Raw genomic sequence first — 12634 nt, forward strand, 5'->3', positions numbered from 1 at the left:
GGAGAGGCGGCCGCTCACCCGCGCTGACACCACTCACCCCGCCGCGCGCCTCACCAGCTCGGTGAGCCGCGCCGCGCCCGCGTCGTCGAGGTGGTCGAGCGCGTACGAGGTCGGCCAGAGTCCGCCCGGCTCGTCGAGCTGCGCGTCGACGCTGAAGCCGAACGTGGAGTAGCGCGCCTTGTCGACCAGCCCGCTGCGGAAGAACACGACGATCTTCCCGTCCTTCGCCCAGCCGGGCTGCCCGTAGTAGAGCTTCGGGAGCAGCGCGGGCGCTGCCTCCGTCACGAGCTCGTGCAGGCGCTCGGCCAGCGCCCGGTCGGGCTGGGGCATCTCGGCGATCTTCTCGAACATCGTCGCGCGGTCGGCCGCCGCCTTGTCAGCCGCCTTGCCGCGCCGCGCCTCCGCCTTCAGCTCGGCCGCGCGGGCCTTCATCGCGGCCTTCTCCTCGGCGGAGAATCCGCCCGTCCCGTCGGTGCTCATGTCGTCCTCTCGTCGTGCCCCTCACGGTAGAGGCACGGCGTGCGGTCCGCTTCTCCGATTCTGCTCGGCGCGCAGCCGTGGCGCCGGGCGCTCGGGCGGGCCAGGCTGGGGCGATGACGAGCCCCGACCTCAACGATCCGAAGCAGACCCTCCTCCGCTACCTGCAGGAGGGGCGCGACGCGCTCCTCCGCAAGCTCGACGGCCTGTCGGAGTACGACGTGCGGCGGCCGCTCGTGCCGACGGGCACCAACCTGCTCGGCCTGGTCAAGCACGTCTCGGGCACCGAGGCCGGCTACCTCGGCGCCACGTTCGGCCGCCCCTTCCCCGAGCCGATGCCGTGGATGGAGGACGAGTCGGAGCCCAACGCCGACATGTGGGCGACCGCCGAGGAGTCGCGCGAGCACGTGATCGCGCAGTACCGGCGGGTCTGGGCGCACTCCGACGCGACCGTCGCCGCCCTGCCGCTCGACGCCACCGGCCTCGTGCCGTGGTGGACGAACCGCGACGTCACGCTGCACCGCATCCTGGTGCACATCACCGTCGAGACCCACCGGCACGCGGGCCACGCCGACATCGTCCGCGAGCTGATCGACGGCGCGGTGGGCCTCCGCTCCGACGGCGACAATCTGCCGCCCGTTCCCGCCGAGTGGTGGCCGGGCCACGTCGCCCGCCTGGAGGAGGTGGCTCGGACCGCCGGCTAGAGCGCCGCCTCGAGCCCGGCGGGCAGCCACCGCACCGCGGCGACCGGAGCGGCGAGCAGGAGGGTCGCTCCCATCGCCACTCCGATCGCGAAGCTCGCGGTCACGCCGCGGCGTCTCGCCACGACCACCGCGGCCGCCACCAGGACGAGCTGCACGATGCCGAAGACGACGAGCCCCGCGTCCTCCAGCATCACGCCGAGCGGCACGAAGTGCGCCGCGACGACCGCGCCGACCCCGGCCGCGAACCAGCGCTTGCGCCCTCGCGCCGCGAGGATCGCGCAGGCGGCCCCGGCGAGGACGACCTCGGCCGCCACGAGCACGCCGAACCAGGCGTAGCGCCCCTCGAGCGCGGAGGGCGTGCCCCACACCCGCCAGACGAGGAGCCCGCCGCCCACCCCCGCGAGGACGCCGATCCCGCTGCCGACCCCGAGCGGCACCTGTGCCCGCTTCGGCGGCGACTCCTGGGCCCAGCCGAGCCACACGCAGGTCATCAGCCCGAACCAGGCCATGAGGAAGAGCCCGTCTCGCAGGTACTCGGTCGTCATCCGTCATCCCCCCGATGCGCGGGGCGACGATGCCCCCGCTCCGAGGGTAGGCGCCTAGGCTGACGCGCATGCGGGGGCGTGCGGTGATCCTGGCCGGGGTGTGCGGAGTCGGACTGGCGATGCTCGGCTGCGCGCGCGCCGAGTCGCCCGCGCGGCCGACTCCGCCGGCGACGTTCGGCGCGCTGGAGCCCGCTCCCGAGGGGGCCGTCTACCGCTCCTTCTACCGGGGTGCCGTGAAGGCGTACATGGAGAGCCGTGCGCGCTGGCTCGAGGACGGGACGGGGTTCGAACTGACCATCACCGGCAGCGGGAACTGCCCCACGGTTCCGGCGGCGCTCGAGGTGCTCGCCGCCGACCACGTGCGCATCGAGACGGAGCTGCTGCAGTGGTCGGGCGGCGGTGGCTGTCAGGAGGACGCCGCGCACTGGAGCTTCGTGTTCGACACCCCGAGCGGCATCGACCCCGAGGTACCCGTCCGCGTGGACATCGTGCTCGAGCGGGGGACGGCCACCGAGGAGCTCGAGCCGGTCGCGGCGCGGCGCGAACGCCTGCTCAAGTGAGGCCGAGACGCCGGATTCCTCGCGGAATCCGCCGCTGAGCCTTAGTTGCGAGGCTCGGCCGGCTACGAGTCGAGCGTCGTGCTCGGCCGCTCGCCGAACCGGTGCGCGTACGAGGCCGAGAAGCGGCCGAGGTGCGCGAATCCCCAGCGCCGCGCGACCTCCGAGACGGTGACCGCCCCGGGATCGCCGGCGCGCAGCTCCTTGCGCACGGCGTCGAGGCGGATGCGGCGCAGGTAGTCGACCGCGGTGAAGCCGAACTCGCGGCGGAACTCGCTCTGCAGGGTGCGCAGGCTCACGCCCGCCTGCTCGGCGATCGTCTCGGTGCGCAGCGGCAGGTGCGCGTTCGCGTACATGTACTCGACGGCCTGGCGCAGGCGCCCGCTCCGCGGCACGAGCAGGTCGCTGGGCGCGCCGAGCGCCTCGTGCGGGAAGGCGTCGAGGAGCGCGACCGCGACGGTGCGGTTCGCCTCCTGGCGCAGCAGAGCGGAGCTGTCGGCGTCGTAGATGACGCGGGCGACCGTCGCGACCGTGGCCGACCACCGGCGCAGGACCTCGCCCTCGGGGCGCGCGGTGGTGTCGAAGAGCAGGGGACCGCCTCCGGTGCCCTCGACCTCGTCGGCGAGGCTCTCGAGGTAGGCGCCGTCGAAGTGGATCAGGTTCTGGCGGTAGTCGTGCACCTCGAAGGCACTGGGGCGGTCGTTCGCGAACATCGCCGGCCGCCCGTAGAGCATCTGCATCGGGTCGCCATCGAGATCGGTGGCGCCCTCGCCTGCGGTGAGCCAGGCGACGACGTACTCGCCCTCGGTCTGGATCCGGCCCTTCACCGAGCCGGCGAAGTGGCTGCCGCGCAGAGTGACGTCGGCATCGCCGACCGAGGTGTAGCGGTACGAGAAGTCGGCGCTCGGCTCGACGGTGAAGCGGTGGCCGTTGTAGACGTCCTCGAAGAGGGCGCGCGCCTCATCGATGTCCCGCCCGCCGATCTCGGAGCGGATGACCCCGCCGCTCTCCTCGTCCATCGCCGATCAGGCTCCCACGCCAAGGGGCGCGAGGTCGATGGGCCGGAGCGGGAATTCGTTAAGCGGATAAACCATCCAGGGGCGTGCGCGGCCCGAACGCCCGGGTCATGGCGTGCACGGTCGCGCCGCGGAACTCGGACAGCAGCACGAGGGTGTGCCGCGCGCCCGTCTCGACGGCGAGCGAGAAGGTGGCGCCGCCGCCGGAGGAGGTGTCCCACCAGCCGAGCACGTCGCGGGCGCGGAAGCTCATCGTCGAACCGACCTGGCTGAGCACCAACCGGCCGTCGCCGACGCGCGCACCGTCACTGACGCGCAGACCTCCGGTGACGCCTCCGCGGGTCGTCGAGCACTCGAAGCCCGCGGCGTCGTGGTCGTCTCCGCCGAGCTGCAGGAAGTCGGGGGCCCACGGGCCCTCGCTCCGCTGCCGTTCCTCCGTGCGCGTCATGGTGTCCCCCTCCGACTCGCCGGCCTCCCGATGACGTGCACCGGGAGGATCGCGGTCACGCGGCCGTCGTGAGTCCGGCGCTCGCCGGCTGCTGCGCGGGCTCGGGCAGGATGCGCAGTCCGCGGCCGCTGTTGGCCTCGTCCATCAGCGCGCGGACCCACTCGGGGTTGATCGCCGGCATGCGGCTGCCGTTGAACGAGAACTGCAGCGGAATGGACGGGTGGAGCCAGATCGTCTGGCGACCCGTGCCGTGCGCGCTCGAGGCGTCGAGCTGGAAGGCGAAGGCCTCGTTGCGACGGAACTTGTTGACCATGACGATCTGCAGGTGCGCGAGAGCGCGGTCGTCGATGTCGTGCGAGGTGGCAGGAGTGCCGTAGAGGAGTGCGCCCATGTGCGGAGCCGCCGATCTGTGCTGGCGCCGCGGGGGTGGTCTGCCGCGGCTGGTCGAGGAGCGCCGGCGGATGCCGGTCGGAAGTCTGAGGGAGTCGGCCTTGCCGACAGCGGGGAGTGCCCGGGCGACGATGCGTCGGAGCGGGATGGTCGTCCGGCCCTGGGGAGAACGTATGCTCCCCAGCTCGGGGGTCGACGAGTGCTATCCGGTTTGCGAAGGCGGCTGAAGGGAGGCTGAGTGGCGGGCGAGGATGGACGGATGGGAGAGACCGCCGACTGGTACCGCCGCGCCGCCGTCGAGCTGGCGCAGACCTCGGAGCTGCAGGTGCAGTGGGCGCTCTCGATCGCCGCCGACGACGCGACGATCGCGCTGATCGACGAGCTGCCGCGCGCGCACCGGCAGCCGTCGCTCGTCTTCTCGGTGGCGAGGCTGCTCGGGGCGCCGGCCTCGCCGGACATCGTCGAGTGGCTGCGGGAGGCGTGGCCGCGCGTCGCGCCGGTCGCGGCCGAGCGGCTCACCCAGACGAACGAGGCGCTGCGGTGCGCGCCGCTCGTCGCCGCGCTCGAGCGCCTCACCGCGCCCGACGAGCCGGTCGCGCTGATCGAGGTGGGCGCCTCCGCCGGGCTGTGCCTCGCGCCGGAGCGGTACTCCTACGCGTTCTCGGCGGAGGGGGTCGAGACGCGGCTGGGGCGCGGCGGGCCGCTGCTGCGCTGCGAGGTGACGGGCGGAGGCGCTCCGACGCGCCTCCCGAACGTCGCCTGGCGCCGCGGAGTGGATCTGCGGCCGCTCGACGTGCGCTCGGCGGAGGACCGCGCGTGGCTGGAGGCGCTGCTGCCGCCGGACCGGCCCGAGCGGACAGCGCGCCTGCAGGAGGCCATCGGGGTGCTGCGGGAGGATCCTCCCGAGATCGTCGCGGGCGACGCTGCGGACGCGCTGCCGCGCCTGCTCGACGCGGTGCCGCGCGGGCTGCGGGCGGTCGTGGTGTCGCTCGGGACGCTCGTCTACCTGCCGCGCGCCGCGCGCGAGCGGGTGCTGGCGGCGGTCGACGCGGGCGGGGCGAGCCTCGTCACGCTCGAGGCCGAGGGGCTGCTGCCGCAGGTCGCGGCCGCGCGGGCAGGCTTGTCGGCGCCGGCCCCGACTCCGTTCGTGCTCGCCGCCGACGGCGTGCCGCTCGCCTGCGCCACCCCGCACGGCGGTGCGCTCTCCTGGCTGACGTGACGCCCCCGGTCTTGCACCCCGGCGATCCCTCAGAAGTTGCGGTAGTCGCGGTCGACTACCGCAACTTTCGAGTAGTCGAGGCCGCCGGACGTGATCGCGGCAGGAGCCGGGCGCGCGGCTACAGCGCGTCGACGAAGAGCTGGGTCGCCTGCGGGACGTAGGACGCGTTCGTCGACGGGTCCCAGCCGACCAGCGCGATCACGTCGCCGCCGACGCGCGCGGTGATCCCGACGAGCGTGAACGGCGCACCGCCGACGTCGCCGGTGACCGTCCAGCCGAGCGCGTCGTCGGTGCCCGTGAGCGTCGGCTGCGTCTGCTCTACCGTCGTCTGCACCGGCACGCCCTGCATCGCGAACAGCTCGGAGCCGTCGGCGCAGCGCTCGAGCGCGTCCTCGGCGTCGCCCACCAGGGCGGAGGCGGTGTCGGCGTCGCCGGTGCTCGCCACCACCGAGGTCATCGAGCGGTCGGTGCTGGTGCCGTAGGTGACGGCGGAGTCGCCGAGCGTGTCGTCCGTGTCCCAGCCGGCACCGAACGGCGCCAGGCACGAGGCGTCCGAGACGGTGAGCCCTGGGTAGATCGACTCGAGCATCGCGGCGGTGCTCGCGTACTGGTCCGGGACGAACTGGATGTCGTCGAAGATCGTGGTGAGCTCGGCGGCGGTGTGCTGCGGCAGCGCCTCCGACGTGGGCTCCGGCTCGGCGGCCGTGCAGCCGGTGAGCGCCAGCAGCATCGCCCCCGCGAGTGCCGCCCCTGCGCGCGTCGTCGTCGTCCTCGTCATGTCGTCCCCCTCCGCCCCGCGGCGCCTCGCCGCGAGCCGATCGAGGCTAGCAGGGCCGGGAGCGTGCACGACCGAGGTCAGGAGGCGCCGTCGGCCCCGATCCGGACCCGTCGAGCACTCCCGACCTCGGTTCTGCACGCCGAGCGCCCGTCACACCTCCGTGTGACCGAGCTCCGCCCCCGCGAGCAGCCGGATCTCCGGCTCCGCGATCGACTCGAGCTCGAGCACGACGACCTCGTTGCGGCCCGCGCGGGTCACCGGCGCCGGCACGATGAGCGTCCGCTGCGGTCCGCGGCGCCAGTACCGGCCGAGCAGGAAGCCGTTCACCCAGACGAGTCCCTTGCCCCAGTGCAGCGTGTCGACGTAGAGGTCGGCGGGCTCGTCGAGCTCGAACGCTCCGGAGGCGAGCCCCGGGCCCGCGGCGAAGGCGGAGGCGGTGGCCGCGATCTCGGGCACGCACTCGAGCGCGAGCGGCCGGGCCGTCCAGCCCGTGAGCTCGACGCCGTCGAGCTGCACGCCGCCGATCAGACCCTTGTGCTCGCCGATCCGCGTGCCGTAGTTCACCCGGCCCTGGTTCTCGACCAGGATCGCGAGCGCGCCGTGCCCGCGCGGCAGCGTCAGGGCGCGCTCGTGGTCGTCGCGGGCGAGCACGCCGACCGGGGCGCCGTCGAGCAGCACCCAGGCGCGGTCGCGCACCTCCTCGCCGACGACGAGGCGGGTCGGCCCTGAGCCCCCGGACAGCGTCGTCTGGAACAGCACGAACCCGTCGTCGTGGTCGAGCTCGTCGAAGCTCGCCATCCCCTCGAGGCGCGCGGCGGGCCCGAAGGCCGCGTCGAGCTCGAGCAGCGGCGGCCCCGGCACGAGCGGGGCGACCAGCGCGGGCGCGGGCGCCTTCGCGGCGGGCACCTCGGCCGGCACGGGCGCATAGCGCGCGATGACCTCGCGGAACGCCCAGAACTTGGCCGTCGGGTCGCCGCCCTCGTCCAGCGGTGCGTCGTAGTCGTAGCTCGTCGTGATCGCGGCGTAGCGGCCCTTGTCGTTGGCGCCGCTGGTGAGGCCGAAGTTGGTGCCTCCGTGGAACATGTAGACGTTCACCGAGCCGCCCACCGCGAGCAGTGCGTCGAGCTCGCGGGCGGAGGCGGCCGCGTCGGTCGTGTGGTGCTGCGTGCCCCAGTCGTCGAACCAGCCGCACCAGAACTCCATGCACATCAGCGGACCGGTCGGCTGGAACTCGCGGAGGGTCGCGAGGCGCTCGGGGGTGCGCGATCCGAACGAGCCGGTCAGGTGCAGACCCGGGAGGCTGCCGTCGGCGAGCATCTGCGGCGTCGGCTGGTCGATGGTCGTCAGCGGCACGGTGATGCCGGCGTCGCGCGTCACACGGACCAGCTCGGCGAGGTACTCCTTGTCGGAGCCGTAGGCCCCGTACTCGTTCTCGATCTGGACCAGCACGACCGGCCCGCCCACGTCGATCTGCCGCGGCGCGACGATCGCGTAGACCCGGCGGAGGTACTCGCTGACGGCCGCGAGGTAGTGCGGCTCCGAGCGGCGGACGCCCACCTCGGGGTCGCGGAACAGCCATGCGGGGAGTCCGCCGTTGTCCCACTCGGCGCAGATGTACGGGCCGGGACGCACGACGGCGTGCATGCCCTCGGCGGCGACGAGGTCGAGGAACCGGCCGAGGTCGAGCCCGTCGTCGGCGCGCCAGGCGCCGCGCTGCGGCTCGTGCGCGTTCCAGGCGACGTAGGTCTCGATGGTGTTGAGCCCCATCAGGCGCGCCTTGTGGATGCGGTCGGCCCAGAGGTCCGGGTGGATGCGGAAGTAGTGCAGCGCCCCCGAGAGGATCCGGTGCGGGCGGCCGTCGAGCTCGAAATCGGTGGTGCCGATGGCGAAGCGGGAGGTGGTCATGCGGGATCCCCCTCAGGATCGGAAGCGCCCGGCGAAGCAGGGCGGTGGGAACTGGACGAGGCCGGCCGGAGTGATCCGACCGGCCTCGTGCGCCGCGCGAGCTACTCGGAGACCGTGAAGCCCTGAGCGTTGCCGTACTCGACGAGCTGGCTCTGCCAGGCCGTGAGGCCGTCGTCGAGGCTGGTCTTGTTGGCGTAGGCCTGGCCGACCGTATCGCCGAACACGCTGTTCGCGTAGACCTGGAAGGGCAGGTACGACCAGCCCGGGCGGACGTCCTCCGACGCCTGCGTCAGCACCTCGTTGATCTTCTGGCCGCCGAAGTACTCGGACTCGGCGCCGGTGAAGTCGGGGTCGCTCAGGTCGGCCGAGGTCGCCGGGAATCCGCCGCTCTCGAGGAACACGTCGACCGAGGCCTGGTCGCTGTTCAGCCAGCGCAGGAACGCGGCGGCCAGCGCCGGGTTCTCGCTCTGCTTCGTGACCGACTGGCCGCCTCCGCCGTTCTCGGCGCTGACGGCGGTGCCGTCGTAGGTCGGGATGGGCGCGACGGCCCAGTCGCCGCTGGCGTCGGGGACGCTGGACTCGAGCACGCCGGGCATCCACGCACCGGTGATCAGCGACGCGATCGAGCCGTCACCGAGGCCCTTGTACCACTCGTCGCCCCAGCCGGGGGTGTCGGAGAGGAGGCCGCCCTCGACGAGCTGGTTCCAGACTCCGGTCCACTTCTTCGTGCCCTCGTCCTCGAGGTTCACGGTGACGTCGGTGCCGTCGGTGGCGAACGGCTCGCCGCCCGCCTGCCAGATCATGCTGGTCGCGAAGCCGGCGTCGCCGGTGTCGGCGGTGATGTACTTCGACGGGTCGGCGGCGTGCAGCTTCTCGGCGGCGGCGACGTACTCGTCCCACGTGGCGGGGACCGCGATGCCGTACTGGTCGAAGACGGTCTTGTTGTAGAACAGCGCCATGGGGCCCGAGTCCTGCGGGAGGCCCACGAGCTTGCCGTCGATGTTGACGCTGCCCCAGGTGGAGGCGGAGTACTTGTCCTCGAGGTCGCCCATCCCGTACTGCGAGAGGTCGAGCAGCGAGTCCGACAGCGCGAACTGCGGCATGGCGTAGTACTCGATCTGGACGACGTCGGGGGCACCGGAGCCGGCCTTGAGCGCGTTCTCGAGCTTGGTGTACTCGTCCTTGTTGGTGCCGGCGTTGACGAGCTCGACGTCGACCTCCGGGTACGCCTCCTCGAACGCGGCGACCTGGGCCTCGGCGCTCGGCGTCCAGCTCCAGTAGGTGATCTTGCCGCCGGCCTCGAGGGCGGCGTCGAGGTCGGCCGCGGTGCCGGAGCCGGCTGCGGCACCGCCTCCGGAGTCGGAGGAGCAGGCGGCGAGCGAGCCGGCGGCGAGTGCCGCGGCCGCCACGACCGTCAGGGTCCGCCGGAGGGCGGAACGGGCGTTCTTCATGGTGTTTCCCTTCACTTCTTCGTGCTGTGGGGTGGTGCGGGGCAGGACGCTCCGACTCGGGGGAAGAGGGCCTCAGCCCTTGACGCTTCCGGCGCTCAGCCCGGACTGCCAGAAGCGCTGGAGTCCGAGGAAGGCGACGACGATGGGGATGATCGTGAGCAGCGAGCCCGTGATCACCAGGTTGTAGATCGGCTGCGCGCTGACACCGGTGGCCTGCGCGTTCCACTGGTTGAGCCCGACGGTCAGCGGGTACCAGGAGGGGTCGCTCAGCATGATCAGCGGCAGGAAGTAGTTGTTCCAGGTCGCGACGACCGAGAACAGCAGCACGGTCACGATGCCGGGGGCCAGCAGGCGGATCGAGATCGTGAAGAAGGTGCGGAACTCTCCCGCGCCGTCCATCCGCGCCGCCTCGAGCAGCTCGGTGGGCACCGACTCGACCGCGTACACCCAGACCAGGTACAGCCCGAAGGGGCTGATCAGACTGGGGATGATGATCGCCCACGGGGTGTTGGTGAGGCCGAGCTGGCTGAACATCAGGAACGTCGGGACGGCGAGCGCGGTGCCGGGGACGGCGATCGCGCCGAGCACGACGGCGAAGACCGCCTTGCGACCGGCGAAGCGGAACTTCGCGAGGCCGTAGCCGGCGAGCGTCGCGAGGAGCGTCGCTCCTCCGGCCCCGACCACGACGTAGAGCAGCGTGTTGCCGAGCCAGCGGAGGAAGATGCCGTCGCGGTAGCCGAGCGTCTCGGCGATGTTCTGGAAGAGGACGAAGTCGCCGTCGAACCAGAGCCCGAAGCTCGAGAACAGCCCGGCCTGGGTCTTCGTCGCGTTGATGACGAGCCAGGCGAGCGGCACGAGGCTGTAGAGGATGAACGCCGACATCAGCAGGGTGAAGGCGATCGACTTCCTCGGCTGGACCGAGGAGCCGCGGCGGGGCGTGCGCTTCGGGGCGGAGGTGCGGGGTGCGGTCGCGAGGGCCATCAGTTCTCCTTCCGCGCGCCGCGGAGCTGGACGACGTAGGCGATCACGGCGGTGATCACTCCCATGACGATCGCGACCGTGGCCGACGCGTTGTACTGCTGACCCGCGAAGGACAGGTTGTAGGCGTACATGTTGGGCGTGAAGTAGGTGGTGATGATGTTCGGCGCCAGCGTCCGGAGGATGTTGGGCTCGTTGAACAGCTGGAAGCTGCCGATGATCGAGAAGATCGAGGCGATGACGATCGCGCCGCGCAGAGCGGGCAGCTTGATCGAGGTGATGACGCGCATCGCTCCCGCGCCGTCGATCTCGGCGGCCTCGTAGAGCTCGCCGGGGATCGTCTTCAGCGCGGAGTAGAAGATGAGCATGTTGTAGCCCACGAACTCCCACGTGACGATGTTGCCGATGGAGGCGAGGATCCAGTCGCGCGAGAACGGCTGGACGACGTCGGAGCCGAGCAGGTCGTTGACGTTCGCCGCGAGGCCGAAGTTGTCGCCGTAGATGAAGCCCCACATCAGCACGGCCACGACGGCGGGGACCGCGTAGGGGAGGAAGACGACGATGCGGAAGAAGCCGGTGCCGTGCAGGCGTCCGCTGTCGATCGCGAGAGCCGCGACCAGCGCGAGGACGAGCATGATCGGGACCTGGACGACCAGGAAGAGCAGGACGCGTCCGAAGCCCTCCCAGAAGTTCGGGTCGCCGAACAGAGTGATGTAGTTCTCGAGCCCCACGAAGGAGTTGCCGCCGATGAGCTGCTGGCGGAAGAGGCTGAGGTAGATCGAGTAGACGACCGGCGCGATGAAGACGAGCAGGAAGACCACGAGGAACGGTGCCACGAAGGCGAGGCCCTTCCACTCGCTCCTCGCCCGGGAGCGCGGCACGCCGAGCGGGTCGGTCGGAGGGGTGACCTCGCGCAGCGGCGCGGGTGGAGACGTCGTCGTCATCTGGGGATTCCGTTCGGGAGGGGGCGCATGTTCACGTCAACATGGCAGAGCCACACCGTAGCATGATGACGTCAACACCCGCGACTGCGGCTCGATTCCGCGACCTGTCCGTTATGTTGTGCAACGCGCTATCAAGGGGGTGTCATGGTCGTCGAGACGAACGCCGCAGCCGCCTCCGCTCCACGCCGTCGCGGTGTGTCGATGGCCGATGTCGCCCGACGCGCCAACGTCTCGGGCCAGACGGTCTCGCGCGTGTCGAACGGCAAGCAGAACGTCGACACCGAGACCCGCGAGCGCGTGCTCGAGGCCATGCGCGATCTCGGCTACCGGCCCAACAGCGCCGCGCGGGCCCTGCGCACCGGCCGCTTCCACAGCATCGGCGTGATCATGTTCACGCTGTCGTCGTTCGGCAACATGCGCACCCTCGACGCGATCGCGATCGCCGCAGCGGATGCCGGCTACTCCATCACCCTCATCCCCGTCTCGCACCCGACCCAGGGCGAGGTGTCTGTCGCGTTCCACCGCCTGAGCGAGGAGGCGGTCGACGGCGTGATCATCATCGTCGAGGCGCACCTGCTCGACGAGACCGACATCGTGCTGCCCCCCGAGCTGCCGGTCGTCGTCGTCGACTCGGCCGGAGGCGACAGGTACCCGGTCGTCGACACCGACCAGGTCTCGGGCGCGCGCCAGGCCGTCGAGCACCTGCTCGACCTGGGGCACCGCACGGTCTGGCACATCGCCGGACCCGAGCGCTCCTACTCGGCCGAGCGTCGCCGCGAGACGTGGGAGTCGACGCTGCGGGCGGCGGGGGCCCCCGTCCCCGAGGTGCTCGTCGGCGACTGGTCGAGCGCCTCCGGCTACCGCATCGGGCGCACGCTGGCGGCGGATCCGTCGGTGACCGCGATCTTCGCGGCGAACGACCAGATGGCGCTCGGCGTGCTGCGGGCGCTGCACGAGTCGGGGCGCGCGGTGCCCGGCGACGTGAGCGTGGTCGGCTTCGACGACATGGAGGAGTCGGCGAGCTTCTGGCCGCCGCTCACCACGGTGCGCCAGTTCTTCGGCGACACCGGGCGGCGCTCGGTCGACATCCTGCTGCGCGAGCTCGAGTCGGGCGAGCGCTCGGGCGTCTCGCTCATCCCGACAGGGCTCGTCGTGCGCGAGAGCACGGGGCCGGCGCGCGGCTGAGGCGCTGTGCCGGCGCTGGTGCGGCTGCGGGTGCGGT

Annotated in this window: 14 protein-coding genes; 4 read left to right on the top strand and 10 right to left on the bottom strand. The window is 72.0% G+C overall.

Annotated features, from left to right (window positions below; genetic code table 11):
• Positions 1-33 precede the first annotated feature (33 nt).
• Positions 34-480: a DUF1801 domain-containing protein gene (locus GRS92_RS08480; protein WP_159855208.1), complete on the bottom strand. Its 447-nt coding sequence runs from the start codon at positions 478-480 to the stop codon at positions 34-36.
• 113 nt (positions 481-593) lie between these two features.
• Between GRS92_RS08480 and GRS92_RS08485 the strand changes: the two genes are divergently transcribed.
• Entirely contained in the window at positions 594-1181 is a 588-nt protein-coding gene (locus GRS92_RS08485; RefSeq protein WP_159855210.1) for a DinB family protein, read from the top strand.
• On the opposite strand, the gene GRS92_RS08490 is transcribed toward GRS92_RS08485, so the two are convergent.
• On the bottom strand, positions 1178-1726 hold the full coding sequence (locus GRS92_RS08490) for a hypothetical protein (RefSeq protein WP_159855212.1): 549 nt from the start codon (positions 1724-1726) through the stop codon (positions 1178-1180). The two genes, GRS92_RS08485 and GRS92_RS08490, sit on opposite strands and share 4 nt — an antisense overlap.
• A 68-nt stretch (positions 1727-1794) precedes the next feature.
• Between GRS92_RS08490 and GRS92_RS08495 the strand changes: the two genes are divergently transcribed.
• Positions 1795-2286 carry a hypothetical protein gene (locus GRS92_RS08495; RefSeq protein ID WP_159855214.1) on the top strand — a complete coding sequence of 164 codons (492 nt, stop codon included), beginning with the start codon at positions 1795-1797 and terminating at the stop codon, positions 2284-2286.
• Positions 2287-2348: 62 nt separating this feature from the next.
• On the opposite strand, the gene GRS92_RS08500 is transcribed toward GRS92_RS08495, so the two are convergent.
• From GRS92_RS08500 to GRS92_RS08510, 3 genes are read right to left on the bottom strand one after another with little or no spacing between them, the layout of a single operon-like run.
• The gene (locus tag GRS92_RS08500; RefSeq protein WP_159855216.1) at positions 2349-3302 is read right to left on the bottom strand and encodes a helix-turn-helix transcriptional regulator; all 954 of its coding nucleotides are present in this window, start codon (positions 3300-3302) and stop codon (positions 2349-2351) included.
• 58 nt (positions 3303-3360) lie between these two features.
• A complete protein-coding gene (locus GRS92_RS08505; protein WP_159855218.1) occupies positions 3361-3747 on the bottom strand; it encodes a hypothetical protein in 387 nt (128 codons plus the stop codon).
• A gap of 55 nt (positions 3748-3802) precedes the next feature.
• On the bottom strand, positions 3803-4138 hold the full coding sequence (locus GRS92_RS08510; protein WP_159855220.1) for a DUF7882 family protein: 336 nt from the start codon (positions 4136-4138) through the stop codon (positions 3803-3805).
• A 258-nt stretch (positions 4139-4396) separates the two neighbouring features.
• Here GRS92_RS08510 and GRS92_RS08515 point away from each other — a divergent pair, with 258 nt between their 5' ends.
• Positions 4397-5356, top strand: a complete 960-nt coding sequence (locus GRS92_RS08515; RefSeq protein WP_159855222.1) for a DUF2332 domain-containing protein — start codon at positions 4397-4399, stop codon at positions 5354-5356.
• Positions 5357-5474: 118 nt separating this feature from the next.
• Here GRS92_RS08515 and GRS92_RS08520 read toward each other — a convergent pair whose 3' ends face one another.
• The 5 genes from GRS92_RS08520 to GRS92_RS08540 all read right to left on the bottom strand — a co-directional run bounded on the left by GRS92_RS08520 (position 5475) and on the right by GRS92_RS08540 (position 11412).
• On the bottom strand, positions 5475-6134 hold the full coding sequence (locus GRS92_RS08520) for a hypothetical protein (protein ID WP_159855224.1): 660 nt from the start codon (positions 6132-6134) through the stop codon (positions 5475-5477).
• Positions 6135-6284: 150 nt separating this feature from the next.
• A complete protein-coding gene (locus GRS92_RS08525; protein ID WP_159855226.1) occupies positions 6285-8039 on the bottom strand; it encodes a glycoside hydrolase family 35 protein in 1755 nt (584 codons plus the stop codon).
• Positions 8040-8140: 101 nt separating this feature from the next.
• Positions 8141-9490, bottom strand: a complete 1350-nt coding sequence (locus GRS92_RS08530; protein WP_159855228.1) for an ABC transporter substrate-binding protein — start codon at positions 9488-9490, stop codon at positions 8141-8143.
• 72 nt (positions 9491-9562) lie between these two features.
• Positions 9563-10471, bottom strand: coding sequence for a carbohydrate ABC transporter permease (locus GRS92_RS08535; protein WP_159855230.1), 909 nt, complete (start codon positions 10469-10471; stop codon positions 9563-9565).
• On the bottom strand, positions 10471-11412 hold the full coding sequence (locus GRS92_RS08540) for a carbohydrate ABC transporter permease (RefSeq protein WP_159855232.1): 942 nt from the start codon (positions 11410-11412) through the stop codon (positions 10471-10473). The genes GRS92_RS08535 and GRS92_RS08540 overlap by 1 nt, the downstream gene beginning before the upstream one ends.
• Positions 11413-11556: 144 nt before the next feature.
• Between GRS92_RS08540 and GRS92_RS08545 the strand changes: the two genes are divergently transcribed.
• Entirely contained in the window at positions 11557-12597 is a 1041-nt protein-coding gene (locus GRS92_RS08545; protein ID WP_235021888.1) for a LacI family DNA-binding transcriptional regulator, read from the top strand.
• Positions 12598-12634 lie beyond the last annotated feature (37 nt).

The sequence above is a fragment of the Rathayibacter sp. VKM Ac-2754 genome, assembly GCF_009807095.1.
Taxonomy (GTDB): Bacteria; Actinomycetota; Actinomycetes; order Actinomycetales; family Microbacteriaceae; genus Rathayibacter.

What these genes read in the sequence shown, in the direction of transcription:
- GRS92_RS08525 (WP_159855226.1), bottom strand. Translation starts at nt 8,039, where the DNA reads ATGACCACCTCCCGCTTCGCCATCGGCACCACCGATTTCGAGCTCGAC.
- GRS92_RS08485 (WP_159855210.1), top strand. Translation starts at nt 594, where the DNA reads ATGACGAGCCCCGACCTCAACGATCCGAAGCAGACCCTCCTCCGCTAC.
- GRS92_RS08530 (WP_159855228.1), bottom strand. Translation starts at nt 9,490, where the DNA reads ATGAAGAACGCCCGTTCCGCCCTCCGGCGGACCCTGACGGTCGTGGCG.
- GRS92_RS08540 (WP_159855232.1), bottom strand. Translation starts at nt 11,412, where the DNA reads ATGACGACGACGTCTCCACCCGCGCCGCTGCGCGAGGTCACCCCTCCG.
- GRS92_RS08515 (WP_159855222.1), top strand. Translation starts at nt 4,397, where the DNA reads ATGGGAGAGACCGCCGACTGGTACCGCCGCGCCGCCGTCGAGCTGGCG.
- GRS92_RS08545 (WP_235021888.1), top strand. Translation starts at nt 11,557, where the DNA reads ATGGTCGTCGAGACGAACGCCGCAGCCGCCTCCGCTCCACGCCGTCGC.
- GRS92_RS08490 (WP_159855212.1), bottom strand. Translation starts at nt 1,726, where the DNA reads ATGACGACCGAGTACCTGCGAGACGGGCTCTTCCTCATGGCCTGGTTC.
- GRS92_RS08505 (WP_159855218.1), bottom strand. Translation starts at nt 3,747, where the DNA reads ATGACGCGCACGGAGGAACGGCAGCGGAGCGAGGGCCCGTGGGCCCCC.
- GRS92_RS08520 (WP_159855224.1), bottom strand. Translation starts at nt 6,134, where the DNA reads ATGACGAGGACGACGACGACGCGCGCAGGGGCGGCACTCGCGGGGGCG.
- GRS92_RS08510 (WP_159855220.1), bottom strand. Translation starts at nt 4,138, where the DNA reads ATGGGCGCACTCCTCTACGGCACTCCTGCCACCTCGCACGACATCGAC.
- GRS92_RS08500 (WP_159855216.1), bottom strand. Translation starts at nt 3,302, where the DNA reads ATGGACGAGGAGAGCGGCGGGGTCATCCGCTCCGAGATCGGCGGGCGG.
- GRS92_RS08480 (WP_159855208.1), bottom strand. Translation starts at nt 480, where the DNA reads ATGAGCACCGACGGGACGGGCGGATTCTCCGCCGAGGAGAAGGCCGCG.
- GRS92_RS08535 (WP_159855230.1), bottom strand. Translation starts at nt 10,471, where the DNA reads ATGGCCCTCGCGACCGCACCCCGCACCTCCGCCCCGAAGCGCACGCCC.
- GRS92_RS08495 (WP_159855214.1), top strand. Translation starts at nt 1,795, where the DNA reads ATGCGGGGGCGTGCGGTGATCCTGGCCGGGGTGTGCGGAGTCGGACTG.